24 protein-coding genes, 2 tRNA genes and 1 other RNA gene are annotated in these 22,582 nt (G+C 52.1%); 6 read left to right on the top strand and 21 right to left on the bottom strand.

The window, feature by feature from the left end:
- Positions 1-17: 17 nt before the first annotated feature.
- The 8 genes from rimP to rlmE form a co-directional block, all read right to left on the bottom strand.
- Positions 18-470 (bottom strand): ribosome maturation factor RimP, encoded by a 453-nt coding sequence (gene rimP, locus HYQ67_RS13130; RefSeq protein WP_202304124.1) that lies wholly within the window; start codon positions 468-470, stop codon positions 18-20.
- Positions 471-677: 207 nt separating this feature from the next.
- Positions 678-754 (bottom strand) — tRNA-Met (locus tag HYQ67_RS13125).
- Between the two features lie 59 nt (positions 755-813).
- Positions 814-900, bottom strand: a tRNA-Leu gene (locus tag HYQ67_RS13120).
- A 46-nt stretch (positions 901-946) separates the two neighbouring features.
- Positions 947-1,279 (bottom strand): preprotein translocase subunit SecG, encoded by a 333-nt coding sequence (secG, locus tag HYQ67_RS13115; protein ID WP_202304123.1) that lies wholly within the window; start codon positions 1,277-1,279, stop codon positions 947-949.
- A gap of 233 nt (positions 1,280-1,512) precedes the next feature.
- A complete protein-coding gene (gene glmM / locus HYQ67_RS13110) occupies positions 1,513-2,850 on the bottom strand; it encodes a phosphoglucosamine mutase (RefSeq protein WP_202304122.1) in 1,338 nt (445 codons plus the stop codon).
- Positions 2,843-3,691 carry a dihydropteroate synthase gene (folP, locus tag HYQ67_RS13105; RefSeq protein WP_202304121.1) on the bottom strand — a complete coding sequence of 283 codons (849 nt, stop codon included), beginning with the start codon at positions 3,689-3,691 and terminating at the stop codon, positions 2,843-2,845. Before folP ends, glmM begins: the two co-directional genes overlap by 8 nt.
- Before the next feature lie 99 nt (positions 3,692-3,790).
- Complete coding sequence (ftsH, locus tag HYQ67_RS13100) at positions 3,791-5,728, bottom strand: ATP-dependent zinc metalloprotease FtsH (RefSeq protein WP_202304120.1); 1,938 nt, start codon at positions 5,726-5,728, stop codon at positions 3,791-3,793.
- Positions 5,729-5,784: 56 nt separating this feature from the next.
- Positions 5,785-6,414: a 23S rRNA (uridine(2552)-2'-O)-methyltransferase RlmE gene (gene rlmE, locus HYQ67_RS13095; protein WP_167610764.1), complete on the bottom strand. Its 630-nt coding sequence runs from the start codon at positions 6,412-6,414 to the stop codon at positions 5,785-5,787.
- Positions 6,415-6,539: 125 nt separating this feature from the next.
- Here rlmE and yhbY point away from each other — a divergent pair, with 125 nt between their 5' ends.
- Entirely contained in the window at positions 6,540-6,833 is a 294-nt protein-coding gene (gene yhbY, locus HYQ67_RS13090) for a ribosome assembly RNA-binding protein YhbY (RefSeq protein WP_202304119.1), read from the top strand.
- A gap of 104 nt (positions 6,834-6,937) precedes the next feature.
- On the opposite strand, the gene greA is transcribed toward yhbY, so the two are convergent.
- Positions 6,938-7,414, bottom strand: coding sequence for a transcription elongation factor GreA (greA, locus tag HYQ67_RS13085; RefSeq protein WP_202304118.1), 477 nt, complete (start codon positions 7,412-7,414; stop codon positions 6,938-6,940).
- A 244-nt stretch (positions 7,415-7,658) separates the two neighbouring features.
- Between greA and dacB the strand changes: the two genes are divergently transcribed.
- The 3 genes from dacB to pmrB are packed head-to-tail and all read left to right on the top strand — an operon-like array spanning position 7,659 to position 10,813.
- Positions 7,659-9,092, top strand: coding sequence for a serine-type D-Ala-D-Ala carboxypeptidase (gene dacB, locus HYQ67_RS13080; protein ID WP_202304117.1), 1,434 nt, complete (start codon positions 7,659-7,661; stop codon positions 9,090-9,092).
- 3 nt (positions 9,093-9,095) lie between these two features.
- A complete protein-coding gene (pmrA, locus tag HYQ67_RS13075) occupies positions 9,096-9,758 on the top strand; it encodes a two-component system response regulator PmrA (RefSeq protein WP_202304116.1) in 663 nt (220 codons plus the stop codon).
- Positions 9,755-10,813, top strand: a complete 1,059-nt coding sequence (gene pmrB / locus HYQ67_RS13070) for a two-component system sensor histidine kinase PmrB (protein WP_202304115.1) — start codon at positions 9,755-9,757, stop codon at positions 10,811-10,813. The genes pmrA and pmrB overlap by 4 nt, the downstream gene beginning before the upstream one ends.
- A 215-nt stretch (positions 10,814-11,028) precedes the next feature.
- Here pmrB and cgtA read toward each other — a convergent pair whose 3' ends face one another.
- The 4 genes from cgtA to rplU form a co-directional block, all read right to left on the bottom strand.
- On the bottom strand, positions 11,029-12,204 hold the full coding sequence (gene cgtA, locus HYQ67_RS13065) for an Obg family GTPase CgtA (protein WP_202304114.1): 1,176 nt from the start codon (positions 12,202-12,204) through the stop codon (positions 11,029-11,031).
- Between the two features lie 16 nt (positions 12,205-12,220).
- Positions 12,221-13,186 (bottom strand): EamA family transporter, encoded by a 966-nt coding sequence (locus tag HYQ67_RS13060; protein WP_202304113.1) that lies wholly within the window; start codon positions 13,184-13,186, stop codon positions 12,221-12,223.
- Positions 13,187-13,286: 100 nt separating this feature from the next.
- The gene (rpmA, locus tag HYQ67_RS13055) at positions 13,287-13,544 is read right to left on the bottom strand and encodes a 50S ribosomal protein L27 (RefSeq protein WP_121267728.1); all 258 of its coding nucleotides are present in this window, start codon (positions 13,542-13,544) and stop codon (positions 13,287-13,289) included.
- A gap of 14 nt (positions 13,545-13,558) precedes the next feature.
- Complete coding sequence (gene rplU / locus HYQ67_RS13050) at positions 13,559-13,870, bottom strand: 50S ribosomal protein L21 (protein ID WP_202304112.1); 312 nt, start codon at positions 13,868-13,870, stop codon at positions 13,559-13,561.
- Between the two features lie 260 nt (positions 13,871-14,130).
- Here rplU and ispB point away from each other — a divergent pair, with 260 nt between their 5' ends.
- Positions 14,131-15,102 carry an octaprenyl diphosphate synthase gene (gene ispB, locus HYQ67_RS13045; protein WP_202304111.1) on the top strand — a complete coding sequence of 324 codons (972 nt, stop codon included), beginning with the start codon at positions 14,131-14,133 and terminating at the stop codon, positions 15,100-15,102.
- Between the two features lie 234 nt (positions 15,103-15,336).
- On the top strand, positions 15,337-15,624 hold the full coding sequence (sfsB, locus tag HYQ67_RS13040; RefSeq protein ID WP_202304110.1) for a DNA-binding transcriptional regulator SfsB: 288 nt from the start codon (positions 15,337-15,339) through the stop codon (positions 15,622-15,624).
- 113 nt (positions 15,625-15,737) lie between these two features.
- Here sfsB and HYQ67_RS13035 read toward each other — a convergent pair whose 3' ends face one another.
- From HYQ67_RS13035 to garR, 8 genes are all read right to left on the bottom strand, one after another.
- Positions 15,738-16,523 carry a hypothetical protein gene (locus tag HYQ67_RS13035; RefSeq protein ID WP_237391239.1) on the bottom strand — a complete coding sequence of 262 codons (786 nt, stop codon included), beginning with the start codon at positions 16,521-16,523 and terminating at the stop codon, positions 15,738-15,740.
- Between the two features lie 576 nt (positions 16,524-17,099).
- Complete coding sequence (locus HYQ67_RS13030) at positions 17,100-17,351, bottom strand: bacteriocin immunity protein (protein ID WP_202304109.1); 252 nt, start codon at positions 17,349-17,351, stop codon at positions 17,100-17,102.
- The gene (locus HYQ67_RS13025; protein WP_431355442.1) at positions 17,348-17,602 is read right to left on the bottom strand and encodes a DUF7683 domain-containing protein; all 255 of its coding nucleotides are present in this window, start codon (positions 17,600-17,602) and stop codon (positions 17,348-17,350) included. Before HYQ67_RS13025 ends, HYQ67_RS13030 begins: the two co-directional genes overlap by 4 nt.
- A complete protein-coding gene (locus tag HYQ67_RS13020) occupies positions 17,602-19,137 on the bottom strand; it encodes an S-type pyocin domain-containing protein (protein WP_202304107.1) in 1,536 nt (511 codons plus the stop codon). Before HYQ67_RS13020 ends, HYQ67_RS13025 begins: the two co-directional genes overlap by 1 nt.
- A 10-nt stretch (positions 19,138-19,147) precedes the next feature.
- Positions 19,148-19,609, bottom strand: a complete 462-nt coding sequence (locus tag HYQ67_RS13015) for a PAAR domain-containing protein (protein WP_202304106.1) — start codon at positions 19,607-19,609, stop codon at positions 19,148-19,150.
- Between the two features lie 439 nt (positions 19,610-20,048).
- Positions 20,049-20,427, bottom strand: an RNA gene (gene rnpB / locus HYQ67_RS13010) — RNase P RNA component class A.
- A gap of 42 nt (positions 20,428-20,469) precedes the next feature.
- Complete coding sequence (gene garK / locus HYQ67_RS13005; RefSeq protein WP_202304105.1) at positions 20,470-21,615, bottom strand: glycerate 2-kinase; 1,146 nt, start codon at positions 21,613-21,615, stop codon at positions 20,470-20,472.
- Between the two features lie 59 nt (positions 21,616-21,674).
- A complete protein-coding gene (garR, locus tag HYQ67_RS13000) occupies positions 21,675-22,565 on the bottom strand; it encodes a 2-hydroxy-3-oxopropionate reductase (protein WP_202304104.1) in 891 nt (296 codons plus the stop codon).
- Positions 22,566-22,582: the final 17 nt, after the last annotated feature.

The raw sequence follows: 22,582 nt of genomic DNA, 5'->3' as shown, positions 1-22,582 counted from the left end.
CACCTCAATCCAAACTATTAAAAGTGGGGTACCAGGTTCGCTTTCTGGATGTTGCTCAGCGCGAACACTTCGTCTTTACCTTCGACCGTGACCGTGATCATCTCACCCTCGACGGCTTTAATAATACCCTGCCATTTGCGACGGTTCTGCACGGCCATACGCAACACAATGCTCACTTCTTCGCCAGTATAGCGAACGTAATGTTCGCTAATGAACATTGGGCGATCGAGACCAGGTGAGGAAACTTCCAGGTTATAGGCCACAGTGACAGGATCTTCGACATCCAGCACTGCACTGACCTGGTGACTGACATCAGCGCAATCATCAACATTGATGCCGTCTTCACTATCAATATAGATGCGCAGCGTAGATTGGCGACCTCGAACGAATTCGATACCCACCAGTTCATAGCCCAGTGCTTCGACGGGTGCTGTAATCATCTCTGTTAATTTTTGCTCTAATGTGGACAAGCCCACCCCCAAGACATAAAAAAAGGGCATATAGCCCAGTTATTCTGAAGTCAGATAACAAAAAACCCCGATAAATCGGGGCTTTATATAACTGAACCCTGTATGCCGCAATAGCGGCCCGGACACCGTCCAGAGAATTTTTTTCTAAATTCTTCGCGAGGCACCAAATGGCTCACAGTATATTTGAAAAAGAACTCTCAGGGAAAGTGGTTGCGGGGGCCGGATTTGAACCGACGACCTTCGGGTTATGAGCCCGACGAGCTACCAGGCTGCTCCACCCCGCGTCCGAAAACGTGGCAAATACTACGCCAGAATTGCAATAAATGCAAGAATTGCTGGGATTTGGTACCGAGGACGGGACTTGAACCCGTAAGCCCAATCGGGCACTACCACCTCAAGGTAGCGTGTCTACCAATTCCACCACCTCGGCACTTTGCGTACGGCTCTCAGTTCTGCCGTACAGAAGCTTACTGCTATTACTGCGGGATATCGCTGGTCGGCCTGGTAGGTGCCGCTGGCGTGGTCTGCTCAGATTTCGCTGGCTGACTCAGATTCTCCCACTCACTTCCTTTACTGGTTTTGTTGCTATTGATATTACCCAGCACCAAGCTGATGATGAAGAACAACGTTGCCAGCACACCAGTCATACGGGTCATGAAGTTACCAGAACCACTTGAACCGAAGAGTGTTCCGGAAGCGCCTGCTCCGAAGGAGGCTCCCATATCAGCGCCTTTACCTTGCTGCAGCATGATGAGACCTACAAGGCCCAGAGCTACAATAAGGAAAACTACTAAAAGAGCTTCGTACATAATCAACCTGTTCCTTGCGGGATTACCGCATACCAATTGCTTCAAACCAGTGAAGCGGGCAAAGTTACGTTTACCCACTGAAGCGGGTGAGAATACTAACCAAAGCAGCACTGCTGCGCAAGGGCAATTTATTATCCTTGTGCTGATTGCAGAAAAAAACAGCAGGACTGACTTTTTTGCTTATATAACAGGCGGCAAGCGCCGCCTTTTTGTTCGTTTACAGCACAGCTTTTTTAAACAGCCTTCACCGCGTCAGCAATACGATTGGCATATTCCGTTACCTGATCGTTGTCTTCGCCTTCAACCATCACACGAATTAAAGGTTCAGTACCGGATTTACGCAACAGTACGCGTCCACGACCACTCAACGCTTCTTCAACTTCGGCGGTCACTTTTTTGACGCTATCATGTTCAAGCGGATCGCCGCTGCCTGCGGTGAAACGAACGTTAACCAGAATCTGCGGGAACAGCTTCATTCCGCTGCACAAATCGTGCAGGCTCATATGGTTACGCACCATGGCAGTCAGCACCTGCAGCGCAGCGACGATACCGTCACCGGTGGTTGTTTTGTCCAGCAGGATAATATGGCCGGAGTTTTCAGCGCCAATTCTCCAGCCTTTTTCCTGCAGTTTTTCCAGCACGTAGCGGTCACCCACTTTTGCGCGAGTAAACGGAATACCAAGCTGTTTAAGCGCTAACTCCAGCCCCATATTGCTCATTAGCGTACCAACGGCACCGCCGCGCAGCTGGCCCTGACGCAGACCTTCACGAGCGATGATGTAGAGGATCTGATCGCCATCCACCTTCAGGCCCTGATGGTCAACCATGATCACACGATCACCGTCTCCGTCGAACGCGATACCGATATCGGCTTTCTCTGCCAGCACTCGCTCTTGCAGCATACGAACGTCAGTTGCACCGCATTTTTCATTGATGTTGACGCCATCTGGTTCGCAGCCGACCGCGATAACCTTCGCCCCCAGCTCACGCAGCACATTTGGTGCGATGTGGTAGGTCGCCCCGTTGGCGCAATCCACGACGATTTTCAGCCCGCTCAGGCTAAGTTCATTCGGGAAAGTCCCTTTGCAGAACTCGATGTAACGACCAGCGGCATCCACGATACGGCTTGCCTTACCCAGCTCAGCGGAATCCACACAGGTAATTTCTTTTTCCATCTCTGCTTCGATGGCTTCTTCCACGTCATCCGGCAGTTTGGTGCCGTCGATAGAGAAAAACTTTATCCCGTTATCGTAGAACGGGTTATGGGAGGCAGAAATCACAATACCCGCTTCGGCACGAAACGCGCGAGTCAGATAAGCCACGGCAGGGGTCGGCATCGGGCCGGTGAAAGAGGCGGACAGGCCGGCAGCAGCCAGGCCAGCTTCCAGAGCGGATTCGAGCATATAGCCAGAAATACGAGTGTCTTTCCCGATGATGATTTTACGTGAGCCATGACGCGCCAGGACTTTACCCGCGGCCCAGCCCAGCTTTAACACGAAGTCTGGGGTGATTGGGCTGTCGCCTACGCGGCCACGGATGCCGTCGGTACCAAAATATTTACGATTACTCATAGCGGTTATTTTCCTTCGCTGAAAGCGTGGCCTCGACCACGCGCATGGCTTCTACGGTCTCTTTCACATCGTGAACTCGAATGATGTGCGCCCCCTGCATCGCTGCGATAACAGCACAGGAAAGGCTGCCGCTCAGGCGTTGATCCGGCCCGACGTTAAGCAGCTGGCCAACCATTGATTTCCGAGACATCCCGACCAGCAGCGGTAAACCGAAGTGATGGAATTCTGAAAGCCGGGCAAGAAGCTGGTAATTATGACCGAGATTTTTACCGAAACCGAAGCCCGGGTCGAGCAACAATTTTTCTTTTGGGATGCCCGCCGCCTCACAGCGCGCTATTTGGTCAACAAAGAAGCGATCGACATCCGCAAAAACGTCTTTGTACTGAGGAGATTGCTGCATGCTCTTCGGCTCCCCCTGCATATGCATCAGGCAAACAGGCAATCCTGTCTCTGCGGCCGCTTCAAGCGCGCCGGGTTCCTGCAATGAACGGATGTCATTGATGATGTGAGCGCCCACTCGCGCAGACTCACGGATCACTTCTGCTTTAGATGTATCCACTGAGATCCAGACCTCAAAGCGCTGGGCAATGGCCTCGACCACCGGGATAACGCGGGCTAATTCATCCTCAACGCTCACTTCAAGCGCGCCTGGCCGCGTCGACTCTCCACCAATATCAATAATTGTCGCCCCGGCGTTAATCATCGCGTTGGCATGCTTAACCGCCTCAACCAGCGAGTTATGTTTGCCGCCGTCGGAAAACGAATCGGGGGTGACGTTTAAGATCCCCATGACATGAGGATGGGAGAGATCGAGCGTGGTGCCCTGAGCGTTGAGTTTCATCAATTATCCCTTGGGTAGACAACTTAAGACAAAAACAAAAAACCCCGGGCAGGCCCGGGGTTTGAATTACTTACCACAAAAACATCGGTCAGACTCGGCTTACTTATCGCCCAGCTGTTCTGACATGGTGTTACCCGGGTTTGGCGTACGCGGTTCATCGACCGGACGCGGCGCACGAGGTGTACCGTTGTTATCAGAGTTATTGCTGCCGTTGCTGGAGTCTTCCCAACCCGCTGGCGGACGAACGTCACGGCGAGCCATCAGATCGTCGATCTGCGGTGCATCGATGGTTTCGTACTTCATCAGCGCATCTTTCATGGTGTGCAAAATGTCCATGTTCTCATTCAGCAGCTGACGCGCACGAGCATAGTTACGCTCGATAAGCAGCTTAACTTCCTGATCGATGATACGTGCTGTTTCATCGGACATGTGCTTCGCTTTTGCGACTGAACGACCCAGGAAGACTTCCCCCTCTTCTTCCGCGTACAGCAGCGGACCGAGTTTCTCAGAGAAGCCCCATTGGGTAACCATGTTACGAGCGATGGAAGTCGCGACTTTGATGTCGTTAGACGCACCGGTAGAAACATGTTCCGCACCGTAGATGATCTCTTCTGCAAGACGACCGCCGTACAGCGTAGAAATCTGGCTTTCCAGCTTCTGACGGCTGGCGCTGATCGCGTCACCTTCAGGCAGGAAGAACGTCACACCAAGCGCACGGCCACGAGGAATAATGGTCACTTTGTGTACCGGATCGTGCTCTGGTACCAGGCGGCCAATAATCGCGTGTCCCGCTTCGTGGTAGGCAGTGGACTCTTTCTGCGCTTCCGTCATCACCATGGAGCGACGTTCCGCACCCATCATGATTTTGTCTTTCGCTTTCTCGAATTCAACCATCGATACCACACGCTTGTTGCCACGAGCGGCAAACAGCGCAGCTTCGTTCACAAGGTTCGCAAGATCCGCACCGGAGAAACCAGGCGTACCGCGAGCAATGATTGCTGCATCGATATCTGGCGCCAGTGGCACACGGCGCATATGCACCTTGAGGATTTGCTCACGACCGCGAACATCTGGCAGACCCACCACAACCTGACGGTCGAAACGACCTGGACGCAGCAGCGCCGGGTCAAGCACGTCGGGACGGTTAGTTGCCGCGATGACGATAATGCCTTCATTACCTTCGAAGCCATCCATCTCAACCAGCATCTGGTTCAGCGTCTGCTCACGTTCATCGTGACCACCGCCCAGACCTGCGCCACGCTGGCGGCCTACGGCGTCGATTTCATCGATGAAGATGATGCACGGAGCGGCTTTCTTGGCCTGTTCGAACATGTCACGCACACGGGATGCGCCCACACCGACGAACATTTCTACGAAGTCAGAACCGGAAATGGTAAAGAATGGTACTTTCGCTTCACCCGCAATGGCTTTCGCCAGCAGGGTTTTACCGGTACCCGGAGGGCCAACCATCAGCACGCCTTTCGGGATTTTACCGCCCAGCTTCTGGAAGCGGCTCGGCTCACGAAGGTATTCAACCAGCTCAGCAACCTCTTCTTTTGCTTCGTCACAACCTGCGACATCCGCGAAAGTGGTTTTGATTTGGTCTTCGGTGAGCATACGCGCCTTGCTCTTACCGAACGACATGGCACCTTTGCCACCGCCGCCCTGCATCTGGCGCATAAAGAATATCCAGACCCCAATCAACAACAGCATTGGGAACCAGGAAATAAAGATAGAAGCCAGTAAGCTCGGCTCTTCAGGCGGCTCGCCTACAACTTTAACGTTCTTGGTCAGCAGATTATCAAGCAGCTTGGGATCGTTAACGGGGATGTAAGTCGTGTATCGGTTACTATCTTTCTTGGTAACTTTGATTTCACGTCCATTGATACTCGCTTCACGAACCTGGTCCTGATTCACTTCAGACAGGAAAGTGGAGTAATCCACCCTACGGCCGTTTGACTCGCTGGGCCCAAAGCTCTGGAACACAGACATCAGCACAACCGCGATGACCAGCCAGAGTATTAGGTTTTTCGCCATGTCACTCAAGGGATTAACCTCATATTACAACTGTGTTAACAAACAGCGTCAGGGTACTATACTTTGCGCCCGGTCGCTACAATGTACACTTCACGTGAGCGGGCACGAGAAGAGTCCGGCTTACGAACTTTCACCTTCGTAAACAGGGAGCGAATTTCCCGCAGGTATTCATCGAAACCTTCGCCCTGAAACACTTTCACTACAAAACTTCCGCCCGGCGCCAGAACATCACGACACATTTCGAGTGCCAGTTCTACTAAATACATAGCGCGTGGGATATCTACTGCCGGTGTCCCGCTCATGTTTGGCGCCATATCTGACATGACAACCTGAACTTTACTGTCACCAACACGCTCCAGCAGGGCCTTGACGACTAATTCATCACGAAAATCGCCCTGAAGGAAGTCCACACCAACGATAGGATCCATTGGTAAAAGATCGCAAGCAATGATTCGCCCTTGATTCCCGATTTCTGTCACAACGTACTGCGACCAGCCGCCAGGAGCAGCACCCAGATCGACAACTGTCATTCCGGGCTTAAAAAGTTTGTCACTTTGCTGTATTTCATCAAGTTTAAACCAGGCACGGGAACGCAACCCCTTTTTCTGTGCCTGAAGTACATATTTATCGCTAAAGTGTTCCTGCAGCCAGCGACTGGAGCTGGCAGAACGCTTTTTACCTGTCATCTCAATTTCCAACTTTGTTCATCGTGAGTGGCAGACTGTTAAAAATCAGCACAGCCGATTTGGCGATACACTGGAGATGGCGGTAGAATGAACCGTTTTCAATCCCAACGTAAGCAAATAATACGATGAATCTGAGTACTAAACAAAAACAGCACCTGAAAGGTCTTGCTCATCCACTCAAGCCAGTAGTCATGCTGGGCAACAATGGTTTGACCGAAGGGGTACTGGCCGAGATTGAACAAGCACTTGAGCACCATGAGTTAATCAAGGTCAAAGTCGCAACAGAAGACCGTGAGACTAAGACATTGATTGTGGATGCTATTGTGCGAGAAACCGGCGCCTGTAATGTACAGGTCATCGGTAAAACGCTGGTGCTTTATCGCCCATCCAAAGAGCGTAAGATTTCTCTGCCAAAGTAAGCAGATTGTGCAAAATGCCACGCTCTGTGAGTTGATAAAAGGCCGCTATGCGGCCTTTTTCCTTTCTTTACAATACACGAACCCCGCACTGAGTGGGGTTGTGATTATAAATACTCGACTTTCAGGACTTCGAATTCGACATCGCCGCCAGGCGTACGAATTACCACCACATCGTCCTGCTCTTTCCCCACCAGACCGCGTGCGATAGGCGAGTTAACAGAAATTAAATTCTGTTTAAAATCAGCTTCATCATCGCCAACGATGCGATAAGTCAGCTCTTCTTCACTCTCAAGATTCAAAACTGTTACCGTTGCGCCAAAAATGACGCGGCCGTTATTCGGCATTTTGGTCACGTCAATAACCTGAGCGTTCGACAATTTGGCTTCGATATCCTGGATACGACCTTCGCAGAAACCCTGCTGCTCACGCGCTGCGTGATACTCTGCGTTCTCTTTCAGGTCGCCATGCTCGCGTGCATCAGCAATCGCGGCAATAATTTCCGGGCGACGAACGGACTTCAGGAAGTCCAGCTCTTCACGTAATCTTTCAGCGCCACGTAGGGTCATCGGAATAGGTTGCATTTGTTATACCTCTTAAAAACTGTCCTGTTCAGCACCGCCGGAAGCGACACTGACTTAAGAGCATAGCCAGCGCATTTGCCTGGCAACAAATAAAAGAAAACTGACCCGGAGCAATGCCCCAGGCCAGGAACGGTTTTCAATTTGATACGTATTTTACCCTGGAGTTCCCTGAGGGTCATCGTTTACTTTGCACCGCGATGCACCGTAGTATGGCTGCACGTTTCCAGGTTGTTACCGCGAGATTATGCGATTTTTTAGATTTGTTATTGGATTGACCAGTGCAGTGGTATTGAACGTTCAGGCCGCTAACGTTGAAGAGTACACCTCCCAGTTACCTGCGGGGGCGAACCTGGCACTCATGGTGCAAAAGGTGGGAGCTCAGACCCCGTCAATCGACTATCACAGTCAGCAAATGGCGCTGCCTGCCAGCACGCAAAAGGTGATCACCGCGCTGGCTGCCCTGCTGCAGCTGGGCCCTGACTTTCGCTTTACGACGACCCTGGAAAGCCATGGACAGATCGCAAACGGGGTACTAAACGGTGACCTGATTGCGCGATTTGGCGGCGATCCGACGTTAAAACGTCAGGATATTCGCAATATGGTCGCGGTGCTTAAAAAATCAGGCGTGCAGCAAATACAGGGGAACGTATTAATCGATACCTCTGTTTTCGCCAGCCATGACAAAGCGCCGGGTTGGCCGTGGAATGACATGACACAGTGCTTCAGCGCACCGCCTGCCGCCGCCATTGTCGACCGTAACTGCTTCTCCATTTCGCTTTACAGCGCGCCGAAACCAGACGATTTAGCGTTCATCCGCGTCGCGTCATACTATCCGGTGCTGATGGCAAGCCAGGTACGCACGCTCGCAAAAGGCTCTCCAGATGCCCAGTATTGTGAACTTGACGTGGTGCCCGGCGATTTAAACCGATTCACTCTGACAGGATGTATGACACAGCGCGCCGATCCTCTGCCGCTGGCATTCGCGATTCAGGATGGTGCAAGCTATGCTGGCGCTATCCTGAAAGCCGAACTAAAAGAAGCGGGCATTACCTACACTGGTACCCTGTTGCGTCAGACACAGGTCAACACGCCGGGCACCGTAATCGCCAGCAAGAACTCAGCGCCCCTGCATGATTTGCTAAAAATCATGCTCAAAAAATCGGACAATATGATTGCCGACACCGTGTTCAGAACGATTGGCCATAATCGTTTTGGCGTACCGGGCACCTGGCGTGCAGGCTCTGATGCCGTACGTCAGATCCTCAGCCAGAAGGCTGGCGTCAATTTAGGTAACACTATTGTGGTGGACGGTTCGGGTTTGTCCCGCCATAACTTAATTTCACCGGCCACCATGATGCAGGTGCTGCAATACATTGCACAAAACGACAGCCAGCTAAACTTTATCTCTATGCTGCCGTTGGCAGGTTATGACGGCTCGTTACAGTATCGCGCAGGTCTGCACCAGGCCGGCGTGGACGGCAAAGTTTCAGCGAAAACCGGCTCCCTACAGGGTGTTTACAACCTGGCCGGCTTTATTACGACAGCCAGCGGGCAACGCATGGCTTTCGTGCAGTACTTATCCGGCTACGCCGTAGAGCCAGCCGATCAACGTAACCGACGTATCCCGTTAGTACGCTTTGAAAGCCGTCTCTATAAGGATATTTACCAGAATAACTAAGCCATGAAACTGCTGATTGTTGAAGACGATTTATTGCTACAGGAAGGTCTGGCACAGGCATTGAGCAATGAGGGCTATGCGCTGGATTGCGCAGCAACTGCGGCCCAGGCCGACGCGCTGCTTCAAAGCGGCGAGTACAGCCTGATTATTCTGGATCTCGGCCTGCCGGATAAAGATGGTGCGGCGTTACTAAGCCAGTGGCGGCGCCGTGGAGTGAGTAATCCCGTGCTAATTCTGACCGCTCGTGATGCTCTGGAAGATCGAGTCAAAGGCCTGGACTCTGGCGCAGATGACTATCTGGTTAAGCCTTTTGCGCTGGCAGAGCTGCAGGCACGTGCTCGCGCTTTAATACGCCGCTACCAGGGGCACAGCGATAACCTTCTCCAGCAGGACGATCTGACGCTGAACCTGCAGACACAGCAGGTGCTGCTGCAGGATCGCCCGCTGGAAATCACGCCTAAAGAATTTGCCCTACTGACGCGCTTAATGATGCGTATCGGGCAAACCGTCCACCGCGAAACCTTACAGCAGGATATCTATAGCTGGCAGGACGATCCTGGTTCAAATACGCTTGAAGTACATATTCATAACCTGCGCCGTAAGCTGGGCAAGGACCGCATTAAAACCGTGCGCGGCGTTGGCTATCGCCTGGAGAGCCGTTCATGAACAGCATGCGTCGGCGGTTAATGGTTCTGCTGGCGCTGATTCTGCTTTTTTTTCAGTTAATCAGCGTGCTGTGGCTCTGGCATGAAAGCCAGGAGCAAATCGGTTTCCTGGTCAACGAAACCCTCTCCGCTAAATCGCGCAATCAGCATGTTGAGAAAGAGATACGCGAGGCGATAGCTTCACTGCTGGTTCCTTCACTGGTTATGGTTGGCTTCACCCTGTTCTTCTCATTCTGGGCTATCACCTGGATAACTCGTCCGTTGAACCGTCTGCGAACCAGCCTTGCTAATCGCTCGGCAGATAATCTCTCTCCGCTCCCGATGTTCTCTGACATGGATGAAATGGTTGCCGTTACGACGTCCCTCAATCAGCTTCTGGGGCGGCTGGACAGCACCATCCAACAGGAACGACTGTTTACCGCAGATGCCGCTCACGAGCTACGTACGCCGCTTGCAGGCCTGCGTCTTCATCTGGAACTGATGGCAAATGCTGGTAACACACAGGCCCCCATGTTGCTGGATCGCATCGACCTGCTGATGCACACCATCGAACAGCTGCTGATGCTATCAAGAGCGGGACAGGCGCTGGCAAGCGGCCAATACAGCACGCTGAGCTGGACGAGCGACATCATTGCGCCGCTGAAAATGGAAATGGACGAAATGATGCTGCTGCGCGGACAAAGCATTACCTGGCCTGAAGCAGACGCGGCGTCCGTACAAGGAGACGCCGTACTGCTGCGTCTGATGCTGCGCAACCTGCTGGAAAATGCCTCCCGATATAGCCCAGAGCAGAGCGTTATTACGGTTTCTCTGGCACCTCAAGATAACGGTACGGCGGTCAGCGTATGCGATCAGGGGCCGGGCATCGATGAGGAACAGCGTCAGCTGCTCACCGAGCCGTTCCGCCGTATGGATCAGCGTTATGGCGGAAGTGGACTGGGGTTAAACATCGTGCAGCGAATAGTCCAGCTGCATCACGGCAGACTCTCTTTGAATAACCGCCAGCAGGGGAACGGCCTGGAAGCCTGCTGCTGGCTGCCTGACACCATCCAATAAAAAAGGGCCGGAATCTCCGGCCCTTAGCTTGCTGACAAAGAAGGAAAAAACGTAGTTTTTCCTTCTTTGTGGTTCGCAGCCGAAAATCAATGACTTGATTTTCCTGGTTATTTATTTGGTGAGATCTTTTCGAATTTCATTCGGTATGAGTTTGTCATCAGTCTGAGGGCCGGAATCTCCGGCCCTTCTTCTCAACGCTGATTATTTCTGACTGACTATTTCTGATAAATGATTTCGACGCCTTCGTCGTCATCTTCGTCCCAGTCGTCATCCCAGTCATCGTCTTCCGCTTCCGCTTCCGCGGCGTCGAGCTGCTGCTGATGATAGTCATCCCACATAAACTCAATTTTCTCAGGGGCCACAGGCTCAACTTCGCTGACTTTAGGATTGGCAATGATGAAGTCCATCACGTCCCAGCACAGCGCGTTCACGCCTTCGCGGTTAACCGCAGAGATCAGGTAGTATTTATCTTCCCAGCCCATAGCGGTGGCGATTTCTTTCGCGCGTGCTTCGGCTTCTTCCTGGCTCATCAGGTCAACTTTGTTGAAGACCAGCCAGCGTGGCTTCTGCGCCAGCTTCTCGCTGTACTTCTCAAGCTCACCAATGATGATGCGGGCGTTTTCAACCGGGTCGGATTCGTCGATTGGCGCAATATCAATGAGGTGCAGCAGCACGCGGCAACGCTCCAGGTGCTTCAGGAAGCGAATCCCCAGACCGGCACCTTCCGCAGCACCTTCAATCAGGCCCGGGATATCGGCAACCACAAAGCTCTTCTCGTTATCCATGCGGACAACGCCAAGGCTTGGCACCAGAGTGGTAAAGGGATAATCAGCCACTTTTGGTTTTGCTGCGGAGACGGAGCGAATAAAGGTCGATTTACCCGCATTCGGCAGGCCCAGCATCCCCACGTCAGCTAACAGCATCAGCTCCAGCTGCAGGTCACGCTTGTCGCCCGGCGTACCCATTGTCTTTTGACGCGGAGTACGGTTCACGGAAGATTTGAAGCGGGTGTTGCCCAGGCCATGCCAGCCGCCTTTACCGACCATTAAGCGCTGACCATGCTGCGTCATATCGCCCATGGTTTCGCCAGTGCCCTGATCGATAACACGAGTACCCACCGGCACTTTAACAGTGACGTCTTTACCACGCTTACCGGTACAGTCACGGCTCTGACCATTCTGGCCACGCTCGGCGCGGAAAGATTTTTCAAAACGGTAGTCGATAAGCGTATTCAGGTTTTCATCGGCTTCCAGCCATACGTCACCACCATCACCGCCGTCACCGCCGTCCGGGCCACCCCTTGGGATATATTTTTCACGACGGAAGCTAACGCAGCCGTTACCGCCATCACCTGCTACGACCAGGATCGTTGCTTCATCAACAAACTTCATTTCACTTCTCCGTAAATCATTCGCCCGAACGTTGTACTGGTATGACAGCGTCGGTTTTGTGCCAGCGTCCCCAGAGACGGTGACCAATGGCGGAATACATCGCGCCGGCCACCACGACAAACGCGCCGCAATAGCCCACAAGGTTAAGCAGCGGCATGGCGAAAAAGTCTGGCCAGGCTAACGCTAATAAATCTGAAAACAGTAAGGTAAACAGGGGGGTGAGCGTAATGAGTGCGCTCACCTGCGCCGCCTGCCACCGGGCCATTGCCTCTGCCAGTGCTCCATACCCCACAAAGGTATTCAGACCGCAGAAAATTAAACATGCCAGCTGCCAGCCGCTAAGCTGAAAAAGCATATCCAGCTTTGCCAGAGGCAACAGAGCAAGAGTACATAAAGTGTACAGCAAAAAGAGGATCTGTTGCGAGGCCAGACGGCGTAATAACACCTTCTGCGCCACACCATAACTGACCCATACCGTCGCCGCGCCAACGCCGAATAGCACCCCAAGGGTGTAGTCCGTCAGGCGGGTAAAAATCTCTATCAGGCTGGTGTTGAAGAACATCACCAGGCCGCACAGGAGCATAATAGCTCCAATAATCTGCGTGCCGCGCATCTTCTCTTTCAGCACAACAACGCTTGCCACCATCATCCCCACCGGAGAGAGCTGGCCTATCACCTGCGACGCTGTTGGGCTAAGGTATTGCAGTGAAGAACTAAACAGCAAGAAGTTACCGAACAACCCCCCAGTCGCTATCGCCAGCAAAACCAACCAACGTGGTTTGCGGAACAGCTCCAGGGAAGGCAGTTTCCCGCGTATAGCCAGAATGCTTCCCAGACCAATACTGGCCATCAGGAAACGGTAAAACACGACCGTTGGGGGCTCCATCACCACCAACACCTGCTTCATGGCTATTGGCAGCGCCCCCCAGCAAACAGCGGTGGTCAATGCCAGAAGAATGCCAATTCCTGCCTGCTGTTTCACGCCGACGCTCCCTGCAACTGCATAAATTTACCGGGCGCAGAATGTAAAAAGCCCCGCAACGTGTTGCGGGGCTTCAATCCGTTACCGGGACGCGAAAAACTTACTCAGCAACGATGCTGATGAACTTACGGTTTTTCGGGCCTTTAACTTCGAACTTAACTTTACCGTCAGTCAAAGCGAACAGAGTGTGATCTTTGCCGCAGCCTACGTTGCTGCCAGCGTGGAATTTAGTACCACGTTGACGAACGATAATGCTGCCTGCCAGAACTGCTTCACCGCCGAAACGTTTTACGCCCAGACGTTTAGCTTCGGAATCGCGACCGTTACGAGTTGAGCCGCCAGCCTTTTTATGTGCCATTTAATCTGCTCCTCTTAAGCGCTGATACCAGTGATTTTCACATCAGTGAACCACTGACGATGGCCTTGCTGCTTACGGTAGTGCTTACGACGACGAAACTTAACAATCTTAATTTTCTCGCCACGACCGTGTGCAACAACTTCAGCCTTGATTACGCCGCCATCAACGAAAGGAACGCCGATTTTGACATCTTCACCGTTAGCGATCATCAGAACTTCAGCGAACTCAACAGCTTCGCCAGTTGCGATGTCCAGCTTTTCCAGGCGAACGGTCTGACCTTCGCTTACTCGGTGTTGTTTACCACCACTTTGGAAAACCGCGTACATATAAAACTCCGCTTTCCGCACACACCTTACATTGGTTTCAGGTGGCGCTATAAATATTCACAATAGGGCGCGAATATTACGCAAACACGGAGCATTTGACAAGCCCGATTGTGCATACACGTAGAAAAAAAACGCAACGTCACACACAACGTTTATCTGCCTCGTTTTTTCAGTACAATCTGTACTACATTATCACTCCTCTACCTCCACGTTATTCCTTATGGACATGTGGTAAACAGGACTGTAGCCAGACTTTTGCGATGAATTTAGAAAAAATTAATGAGTTAACCGCGCAAGATATGGCGGGTGTCAACGCGGTCATCCTTGAGCAACTCAACTCGGATGTCCAATTGATCAATCAGTTAGGCTATTACATCGTGAGCGGTGGTGGGAAACGTATCCGCCCGATGATAGCTGTTCTGTCCGCACGTGCACTGGGCTATCAAGGTAATGCACACGTTAGCATTGCGGCGTTAATCGAGTTTATTCACACCGCCACGCTGCTGCATGACGATGTGGTTGACGAATCTGACATGCGACGTGGCAAAGCCACTGCCAATGCGGCATTTGGTAATGCAGCCAGTGTGCTGGTAGGCGACTTTATCTACACCCGCTCCTTCCAGATGATGACAAAGCTCGGTTCACTTCGGGTGCTGGAGGTGATGTCTGAAGCGGTGAACGTGATTGCAGAAGGTGAAGTTTTGCAGTTAATGAACTGCAACGATCCGGATATCACAGAAGAAAGCTACATGCGCGTCATCTACAGCAAAACCGCGCGTCTGTTTGAAGCCGCTTCACAATGTTCCAGCATCCTGGCGGGAGCCAGCCCGGAACAGGAGAAGGCGCTTCAGGACTACGGTCGCTATCTGGGCACCGCATTCCAGCTGATTGACGATCTGCTGGACTACAGTGCGGACGGCGAGACGCTGGGGAAAAATGTCGGCGATGACCTTAACGAAGGTAAACCCACGCTTCCCTTGCTGCACGCGATGCGTAACGGTACGCCGGAGCAGGCACAGATGATTCGTGAAGCCATAGAACAAGGTAATGGGCGTCATTTACTTCAGCCCGTGCTCGACACCATGGCAGCGTGTGGCTCACTTGAATGGACCCGTCAACGCGCAGAAGAAGAGGCAGATAAAGCTATTGCCGCGCTGACTATTCTGCCAGACAGCGAATCCCGTGAAGCATTAATTGCCCTGGCTCATATGGCCGTACAGCGCGATCGCTAAACTGTGTTAGCGCGCCGTAAAAAGCGCGCTAAACTTTCCAGAAATCACCCTTCACTTTTTGGCTACCCCTCTTTCAATCTGCAAACTCTCTCCCGTTTCACAAGACTTTGTGCAATCAAACACAGATCTCATCTTTGATGTTTTTTATTGGAATTTTTCGAGTCCTTTTGTGTTATAAAAACCAAAAACGAATAAGCAAAAATTGGTTGTTGCGTCACTTCCAGGGAGGAATAAATGAATAAAAATCAGAAAGACTGGCACCCGGCGGACATTATCGCCGGGCTACGTAAAAGGGGGACATCTCTTGCCGCTGAATCCCGCAAAGCAGGGCTCAATTCAGCCACTCTGGCGAATGCTTTAAGTCGTCCGTGGCCAAAAGGCGAACAGCTTATCGCCAGGGCCTTAAACACCAACCCGTGGTCGATTTGGCCGTCGCGCTACTACGATCCGCAAACGAACGAATTTATCGATCGCTCTTTGCTCATCCGCGCGAAAAGCGCCAAAGGCGAAGAACAAGATTGAATATAAAACGCCCGCGTAGTTTTACCTGCACGGGCGTTTTGCTGAAAGGCAGAGGCGATCCCTTACCCACACAGCGTCAAGACCTGCGCAGAAAAGCGACCTGGCCTCTCGTATTAATTGAACTGGAGATTCAGACCTGCAAATACCTGCCAGCGAGGCTGCCCGGGACCGTGATCGGCAACGGACCCCTGAGGTTCAACAAAGAAATTATAAACCGTGCTGCCTTGCTTGATAACTTGCCCAATACCTACCCCTAACGGCACGCTGTAGCTATCATTCTGGAAGTTATAAACCCAGATTGGCGCAGCGCGTAAATAGGTGCCTCCGCCCAGCTGGTAGAACATAAATGGCTGGAATGTCCCGAGATTCACGTCGTCCCTGTTACTGTCGCCCGCGAAACTGTGCTGCCACGAGGCGAGATAACCATACTGAAATTTCGGCGAACTGGCGTTAAACAGCACGTTGACTAAACCTGCGGACCATTTTTCGGTTCCTAATGCATCATCAGTGGCCGTAGGCGCGGTGATTTGCGGTCCAAAGCCGAAGCTTACCGCTGGATTGCCCGTATCAATCAACCAGGAGGCAAACAGGTTTACATCCCCCAATCCGGTTTTATGTCCGCCGTCCGGAGGTGTTGGATAGGTATTGACCGGAAGCGAAGCGCGCAAAATCCAGTTGGAATCATCTACAGAGAAGGGTTTGGCAAAACGCAGCCAGAACTGGTTAGCGTCCTTATCCGTCCCGCTCACGTCACCGATGTAATAGTTCTGCATATTAAATGCAGTCATATTTGCCAGTGGGTTATTCGCCTGAGCGTCGCTGCTACCGGACTGTGCCGCGCAAAGCGAAGCACTGGCAGATAGCGTGAGTGATGTACAAAGCAATTTCCACGATGACATTTCCAGGCCCCTAAGTATAAATATGTTAAAGGAACTCCCCTGCCGTGCAGGGGAGCTTTTTAGGGCTCGAAGTCTGCGCGGCATTGGCGGCAGACGTTGTTTGCGCGGTCTGAGATACCGACGAGCCAGAGAGGGCAAATGCAATGAAACCTGCTATAAACAGCTTCGTCATTTTTCATTGCAATCCCATTATTGCGCCTGTCAGCGTCTAAACAGGCCTTTATCGATACGCTGCTATATCAAACAGTGTAGTTAACGATTGCAACTCTATAGTTACAAATTGAAAACACCTATAAAAATAACTTATTGAATAAGTTAAATTAGTCTGAATATCTCTTTGTCTTATTTATCAGGTCTTAAGCGAAACGCCCGCACAATTTTCATCGCGCGGGCGTTTCGTTGAATGGTTGGAGCTGACCGATAAGCCGGCTTCGTTCAACCATACGTCAGGCATCTACAGTGCTGGGGTTGTCGTGTACCGCAGACTGTATCGCAGTTTGTATTGCAGATAAAGCAGGTCAAACAGACAAAAGAAAGGCCGGGACAAAACCCAGCCAGTTCGTTCACCAATGGGATTTACTCACCGCAAAAGCCGGGTTTACCATTGGCTTTACGCCATTCCTGAACTTTATCAGCGATAGCTTCAGGGGTTGCTTCTACTGCTGCTTGAGGGTAGTAAATCAAGTCCGAGCCTTCAGGATGCTCCGTCAGTTGAATAAACAATTCCAAGAGATTATCTTGATGCTCTTCAGTACCTTGGTCGCTAATGATTTCAGCAACGAGACTGATAAGATCGCCTCTTTTATAATCGCTGAATATCTTTTTCAAGCAGTTTCCCCGCCAGCGATTTGCACGATAACGTTGTCTGAATAAAATTTTTCGCCTAGTAAATTTTCTAAATCCAATGCTTGTTTCTGGTTAACATTAAATCCTGCGATGCCTTTGACAAATGCATCTTCGTCATCTGGCCCCCATCCCATAACAGCAGCAACTCCTTTCAATTTGCTTTGAGGGATCTCGACTTCTAAAACTAACTCTTCACTTTGCTTGTCGAAAATTTCCACAGCATAGATTATCATCACTTCTCTACCTTTCTGGTTGGGTCTGCTGGCTTGGTTTGCTCACCTGTAATGTGATTGAACTCGCCTAAATGATTACGGCCCGAACGGTCATAAACTTCGACTGTGCCATGCTGAGAATCCCATTCGTAAATTTTACCTTTGGAATCTTTCCATCGGGCACGAAGTTGCCCGCCACCTTGAATAGCAGTCTTACGTGGTGCTCTTTTCGCGTCAGGGAACGCTGGTAAGGGTGGGGTCCCTTTTGGTGCCGTGTGGTATTTGTGATCCGCATTAAGATAGATGTAAATCGGGTCAAATGTCCCGGCAGGATGTACCAGAATATAATCCCGGAATGAACGTTCTCCCGGTGCAGGTGTTTCCGTTGACCACGGGCTGTTAATTTCGCTTTCAGGGTAAACCAGCACATTCGGAGGGATGTATACGTTATCCTGATTGCCGGTGTTGGAAGGTGAAACATATCCCGGATCGTCAGGTGTCCAGACTATAGTCGGTTTGTTTGCACCATCTTCCCAGAATTCGTAATTCCCCGTTGTGGTGTTCTTCTGAAGCATACGCACCGGAACTTTATCCTGCCCACCCCTGGCGCTGACGTGGAAGCCTTTCGGCCTCATGGTGCCGTACTGGTCAGCCTCCCAGCGAAAGCGAACACGGGTTGGAACGTCTTCTTTCTTCTGTGCTGCCTGCTCAAGACGCATTTTATCTATGTAGTCCTGCTCGCCACTGTTGAGCTTTGGCGAATAGAACATACCAAACAGAAAAACAGTCGTGGGGTTGGGGGCTATCCAGCGACCAGTGGTTGCAAAGTTCCCGCCGATTTTCTGCAATGCCGCATATCCAGCTTCGGTTGCTGCGCCTGTCGTAATCCCGGCAGTTGTCGCTGCTCTTGCTGTTGCCATTCCTGCGGTCGCTGCGGCTTTGGCTGTATCCGGGGAGCTGAAAAGGCGCTTATACCACGGGCGATTATCTTCTGGTGGTGGTGTTGGTTCGGCTGATTTGTGTTTCTTTGCTGCCTGCGCGTACTGAACTGGTTCTTCTTGTGGTTGTTCTGCTTGAGGAGTTGCACGGTAATAGCCAGCATGACCGAAGTTATCAACGGATTCCTGATCGGTTCCTGCGTCAGTGCATCCATCCTCCCGCAGACAGGATTTTGCAAAAACGGGTAAAGCACTCAGGGCTGCCGCCGCATCAGCGGCTTTATTTACTGTTGGTACTGATACTCCTAAGGGGTCATTGATCTGAACTGTTCCGGGGGCAATCAGAAAGTTTGAGCCTTCCGGGCAATCGCAATGGATGATGGAGCCATCAACAGCGACAGATACGCTGTTCGTTTGTCGGTGATCCCCAGTAACAATGACTCCAACTTTCCCACATTTCGGGCAAGGAGTTGTTTTATCACCAATGTAAAGTTTCCACTTGCCCATGACAGACATACCAGGGCGGGCGGCAATACATTGTGCACCTGTAGAGGTTTTATCTCCGTGTAGACCAACGTTCTTACCGTGAACCGTGCAGCCTCTGTTTACTGATGCCATAGTAGCCGCCTTATTTCAGAAAGCTTTCTGGTAAGGGTTCCCCGGCTCGGGCCGCTTTTCTGACACTTCCTTGTGGGCTACTGATTATTTCGTCGCCGTTGTCCAGTAAGCTACCGACAAGAGCGGCTGAGTCACCAGAGCTATTTCCTGCCCCGGTGCTAATCTTCGCGGTGGTTCCATCTGGATAACGAACCCCATCACCCACAAGAGAGACATTTAGCCGTACACTGCCCTCAATTTCGATCTGCTGCCCGTTGTATTCACTGATAACCGTTCCCCCGTCGCGGGTTAAGCTGCCCTCTGTAGCGATCAGATATGCGGCTGTAACTGGATAAGCGAGGTTGTAGGCGTTTCTTTGAGTGATCAGGCTACGGACTTCTTCGTTCATTTCTGCGAGCTGTTCGGCTGTGAATGGTGACGGGTCAAAGGCTGCCAGCATTTCGGCAGTAAGTTCATTGGTGTACTGTTTCATAAGTCCCTTTACTTGTTGTGAAAATAATTGCAGCGGTCATTTTACAAACAATAGCCACGTGAGCAACAAGTATTAGACATACGTAAAACTACGTTCCGTAACATTCGGTAATTCGGGCCTCATCCCGAAATTTGCTCACTGCCAGTGGTATCAAAGGTCTTGCTGTATGGGCAGTACTTCAACTTGGTGATGTAGATATAAGGTAAACGAAAGTAGACATAGTAAATGTCTTAGCGGCTGGGGGATGTCGCAACCGTTGGTGTATCCCATTTTTGCTTCTGAGCACCTAAGACACACCAACGTATTGTTTTAGAAGAAGTTGAAGCTGACCGATAAGCCGCTTTCTTTCATGAAGAGCGTCGTGGACAGTCATTCATCTGCCCTTTGTACAAAACAAAACGCCCGCACAATTTGCATTGCGCGGGCGTTTCGTTGAATGAGTTGAAGCTGACCGATAAGCCGGGTTCTGTCGTGGACAGTCATTCATCTAGGCCAGCAATCGCTCACTGGCTCAAGCAGCCTACCCGGGTTCAGTACGGGCCGTACCTTATGAACCCCTATTTGGCCTTGCTCCGGGTGGAGTTTACCGTGCCGCGAACTGTTGCCAGACGCGCGGTGCGCTCTTACCGCACCCTTTCACCCTTACCTGATCCCGCTTGCGCGGGCCATCGGCGGTTTGCTCTCTGTTGCACTGGTCGTGGGTTACCCCCCCAGGCGTTACCTGGCACCCTGCCCTATGGAGCCCGGACTTTCCTCCCCTCCGCCCGTCTCCCCCCGAAAGAGGACGACGACGAAGCGGCGACTGTCTGGTCAGCTTCGGCGCGAAGTATAATGGGTTTGCCTGCCCGTGTCACGCCCGGTCAGCCCGTAATTCGCATCCCCACCGCCACGGTGGCGGCAACATCTCTGGAGGTGCGATAAATATTTTCAAATGCGTTCTTCAGGGCATCCTCCAGCGAACCAATACTGTTAAGTACGCTGAACACGGCATCGATACCGTATTGATGCACCACGGCAACATCGCTGGTTAGCGACCCTGCAATACCGATTACCGGCTTGTGATATTTCTTTGCAACGGCGGCAACGCCCACCGGCACTTTGCCCCGGATGCTTTGGCTGTCCATGCGCCCTTCCCCGGTAATCACCAGCGAACAGTCATGGATATGCTCTTCAAGATTCAGCGCCTCGGTGACAATTTCAATCCCGCTGCGCAGCTCTGCGCCCAGAAACGCCATCAGCGCGGCCCCCATGCCACCTGCGGCACCCGCTCCGGGAGCGTTCTTCACGTCCACACGCAGATGCTTTTTGATCACGTTGGCAAAATGATCCAGATTGCGATCCAGCTCGAGGATCATCGCCTCGCTGGCGCCTTTTTGCGGGCCAAAAACTCGCGAGGCGCCATTTTCGCCGACAAGCGGATTAGTCACGTCACACGCCACGTTGATCACACAGCCCTGCAGACGTTCGTCCAGACCGGAAATATCAATGCTGTTCAGGCTCAGCAGATGGCCGCCGCCAGGGCTTATCTCTTTGCCTTCCGCATCAGTCAGCTTCGCCCCCAGCGCCTGCACCATCCCAACACCGCCATCGTTGGTTGCGCTCCCGCCAATACCAATAATGATATTACGTGCGCCATTATCCAGGGCGCGAAGAATCAGCTCGCCGGTGCCGTAGGAGGTGGTGATTAAAGGATTGCGTTGTTCAAAGGGAACCAGAGCCAGACCGCTGGCCTCGGCCATCTCGATAAAAGCAGTTTTGCCATCACCGGACATTCCCCAGCCTGCCGAAACGGGCGTACCCAGCGGGCCAGTCACGGTAGCGACCATTTTTGTGCCCTGCGTTGCGCCGATCATGGCATCGACCGTGCCTTCCCCGCCATCAGCAACCGGGACCGAAATATACTGCGCATCAGGAAATATCTCGCGAAATCCTTTTTCAATAGCCTGGGCCACATCCACCGCCGAGAGGCTTTCTTTATAAGAGTCGGGTGCGATAACGATTTTCATAGTCTGTCCATGCCTGGTCTGGTCTGAGAAAAACCGGGCGCCAAAGGGCGCCCATCTCATTACTTAGCGACTTCTACCTTCGCCAGTTTTTCGTAGTAGCAGGCAATCGCGCTGTGATCGTCGTTGCCGTGACCATCCGCTCGCAGCGCCTGCATCATCTCCATGACTGCCGCGGTCAGAGGCAGCTGAGCACCCACGCCGTGAGAAGTATCCAGCGCGTTCGCCAGATCCTTAATGTGCAGATCGATACGGAAACCAGGCTTGAAGTTGCGATCCAGCACCATCGGCGCTTTCGCATCCAGCACGGTGCTGCCTGCAAGGCCGCCACGGATCGCCTGGAACACCAGCTCCGGGTTCACGCCCGCTTTGGTCGCCAGAACCAGCGCTTCGGACATGGCGGCAATGTTCAGCGCCACGATCACCTGGTTGGCCAGTTTAGTCACGTTACCCGCACCGATGTCACCGGTATGCACCACTGAGCCAGCCATGGTTTTCATCAGGTCGTAGTACTTATCGAAGATCGCCTTATCACCGCCGACCATCACGGACAGCGTGCCATCGATAGCTTTTGGTTCGCCGCCGCTGACCGGTGCATCCAGCATATCGATACCTTTAGCTTTCAGCGCGTCGCTGATTTCACGGCTCGCCAGCGGTGCGATGGAGCTCATATCAATAACGACGGTGCCGGGTTTCGCCCCTTCAATAATGCCGTTCTCACCCAGCGCAACTTCTTTCACGTGCGGCGAGTTTGGCAGCATGGTGATGATCACGTCACACTGCTCGGCGATATCTTTTGGCGTTGCCGCCGTTTCTGCACCCGCCGCGATAACTTCAGCAATTACCTCAGCGTTACGGTCGGCAACCACCAGGGAATAACCGGCTTTAATGAGGTTTTTACTCATTGGTTTACCCATGATGCCGAGGCCAATAAAACCAACTTTCAGTGTCATAATTCAGTCTCTCTCTT

This window comes from Dryocola clanedunensis subsp. sulfonylureivorans (assembly GCF_016756775.1).
In the GTDB taxonomy this organism is placed as follows: domain Bacteria; phylum Pseudomonadota; class Gammaproteobacteria; order Enterobacterales; family Enterobacteriaceae; genus Dryocola; species Dryocola clanedunensis.
Note: the sequence above shows the minus strand (reverse complement) of the source record. Positions and strands in the feature narration are given on the sequence as shown.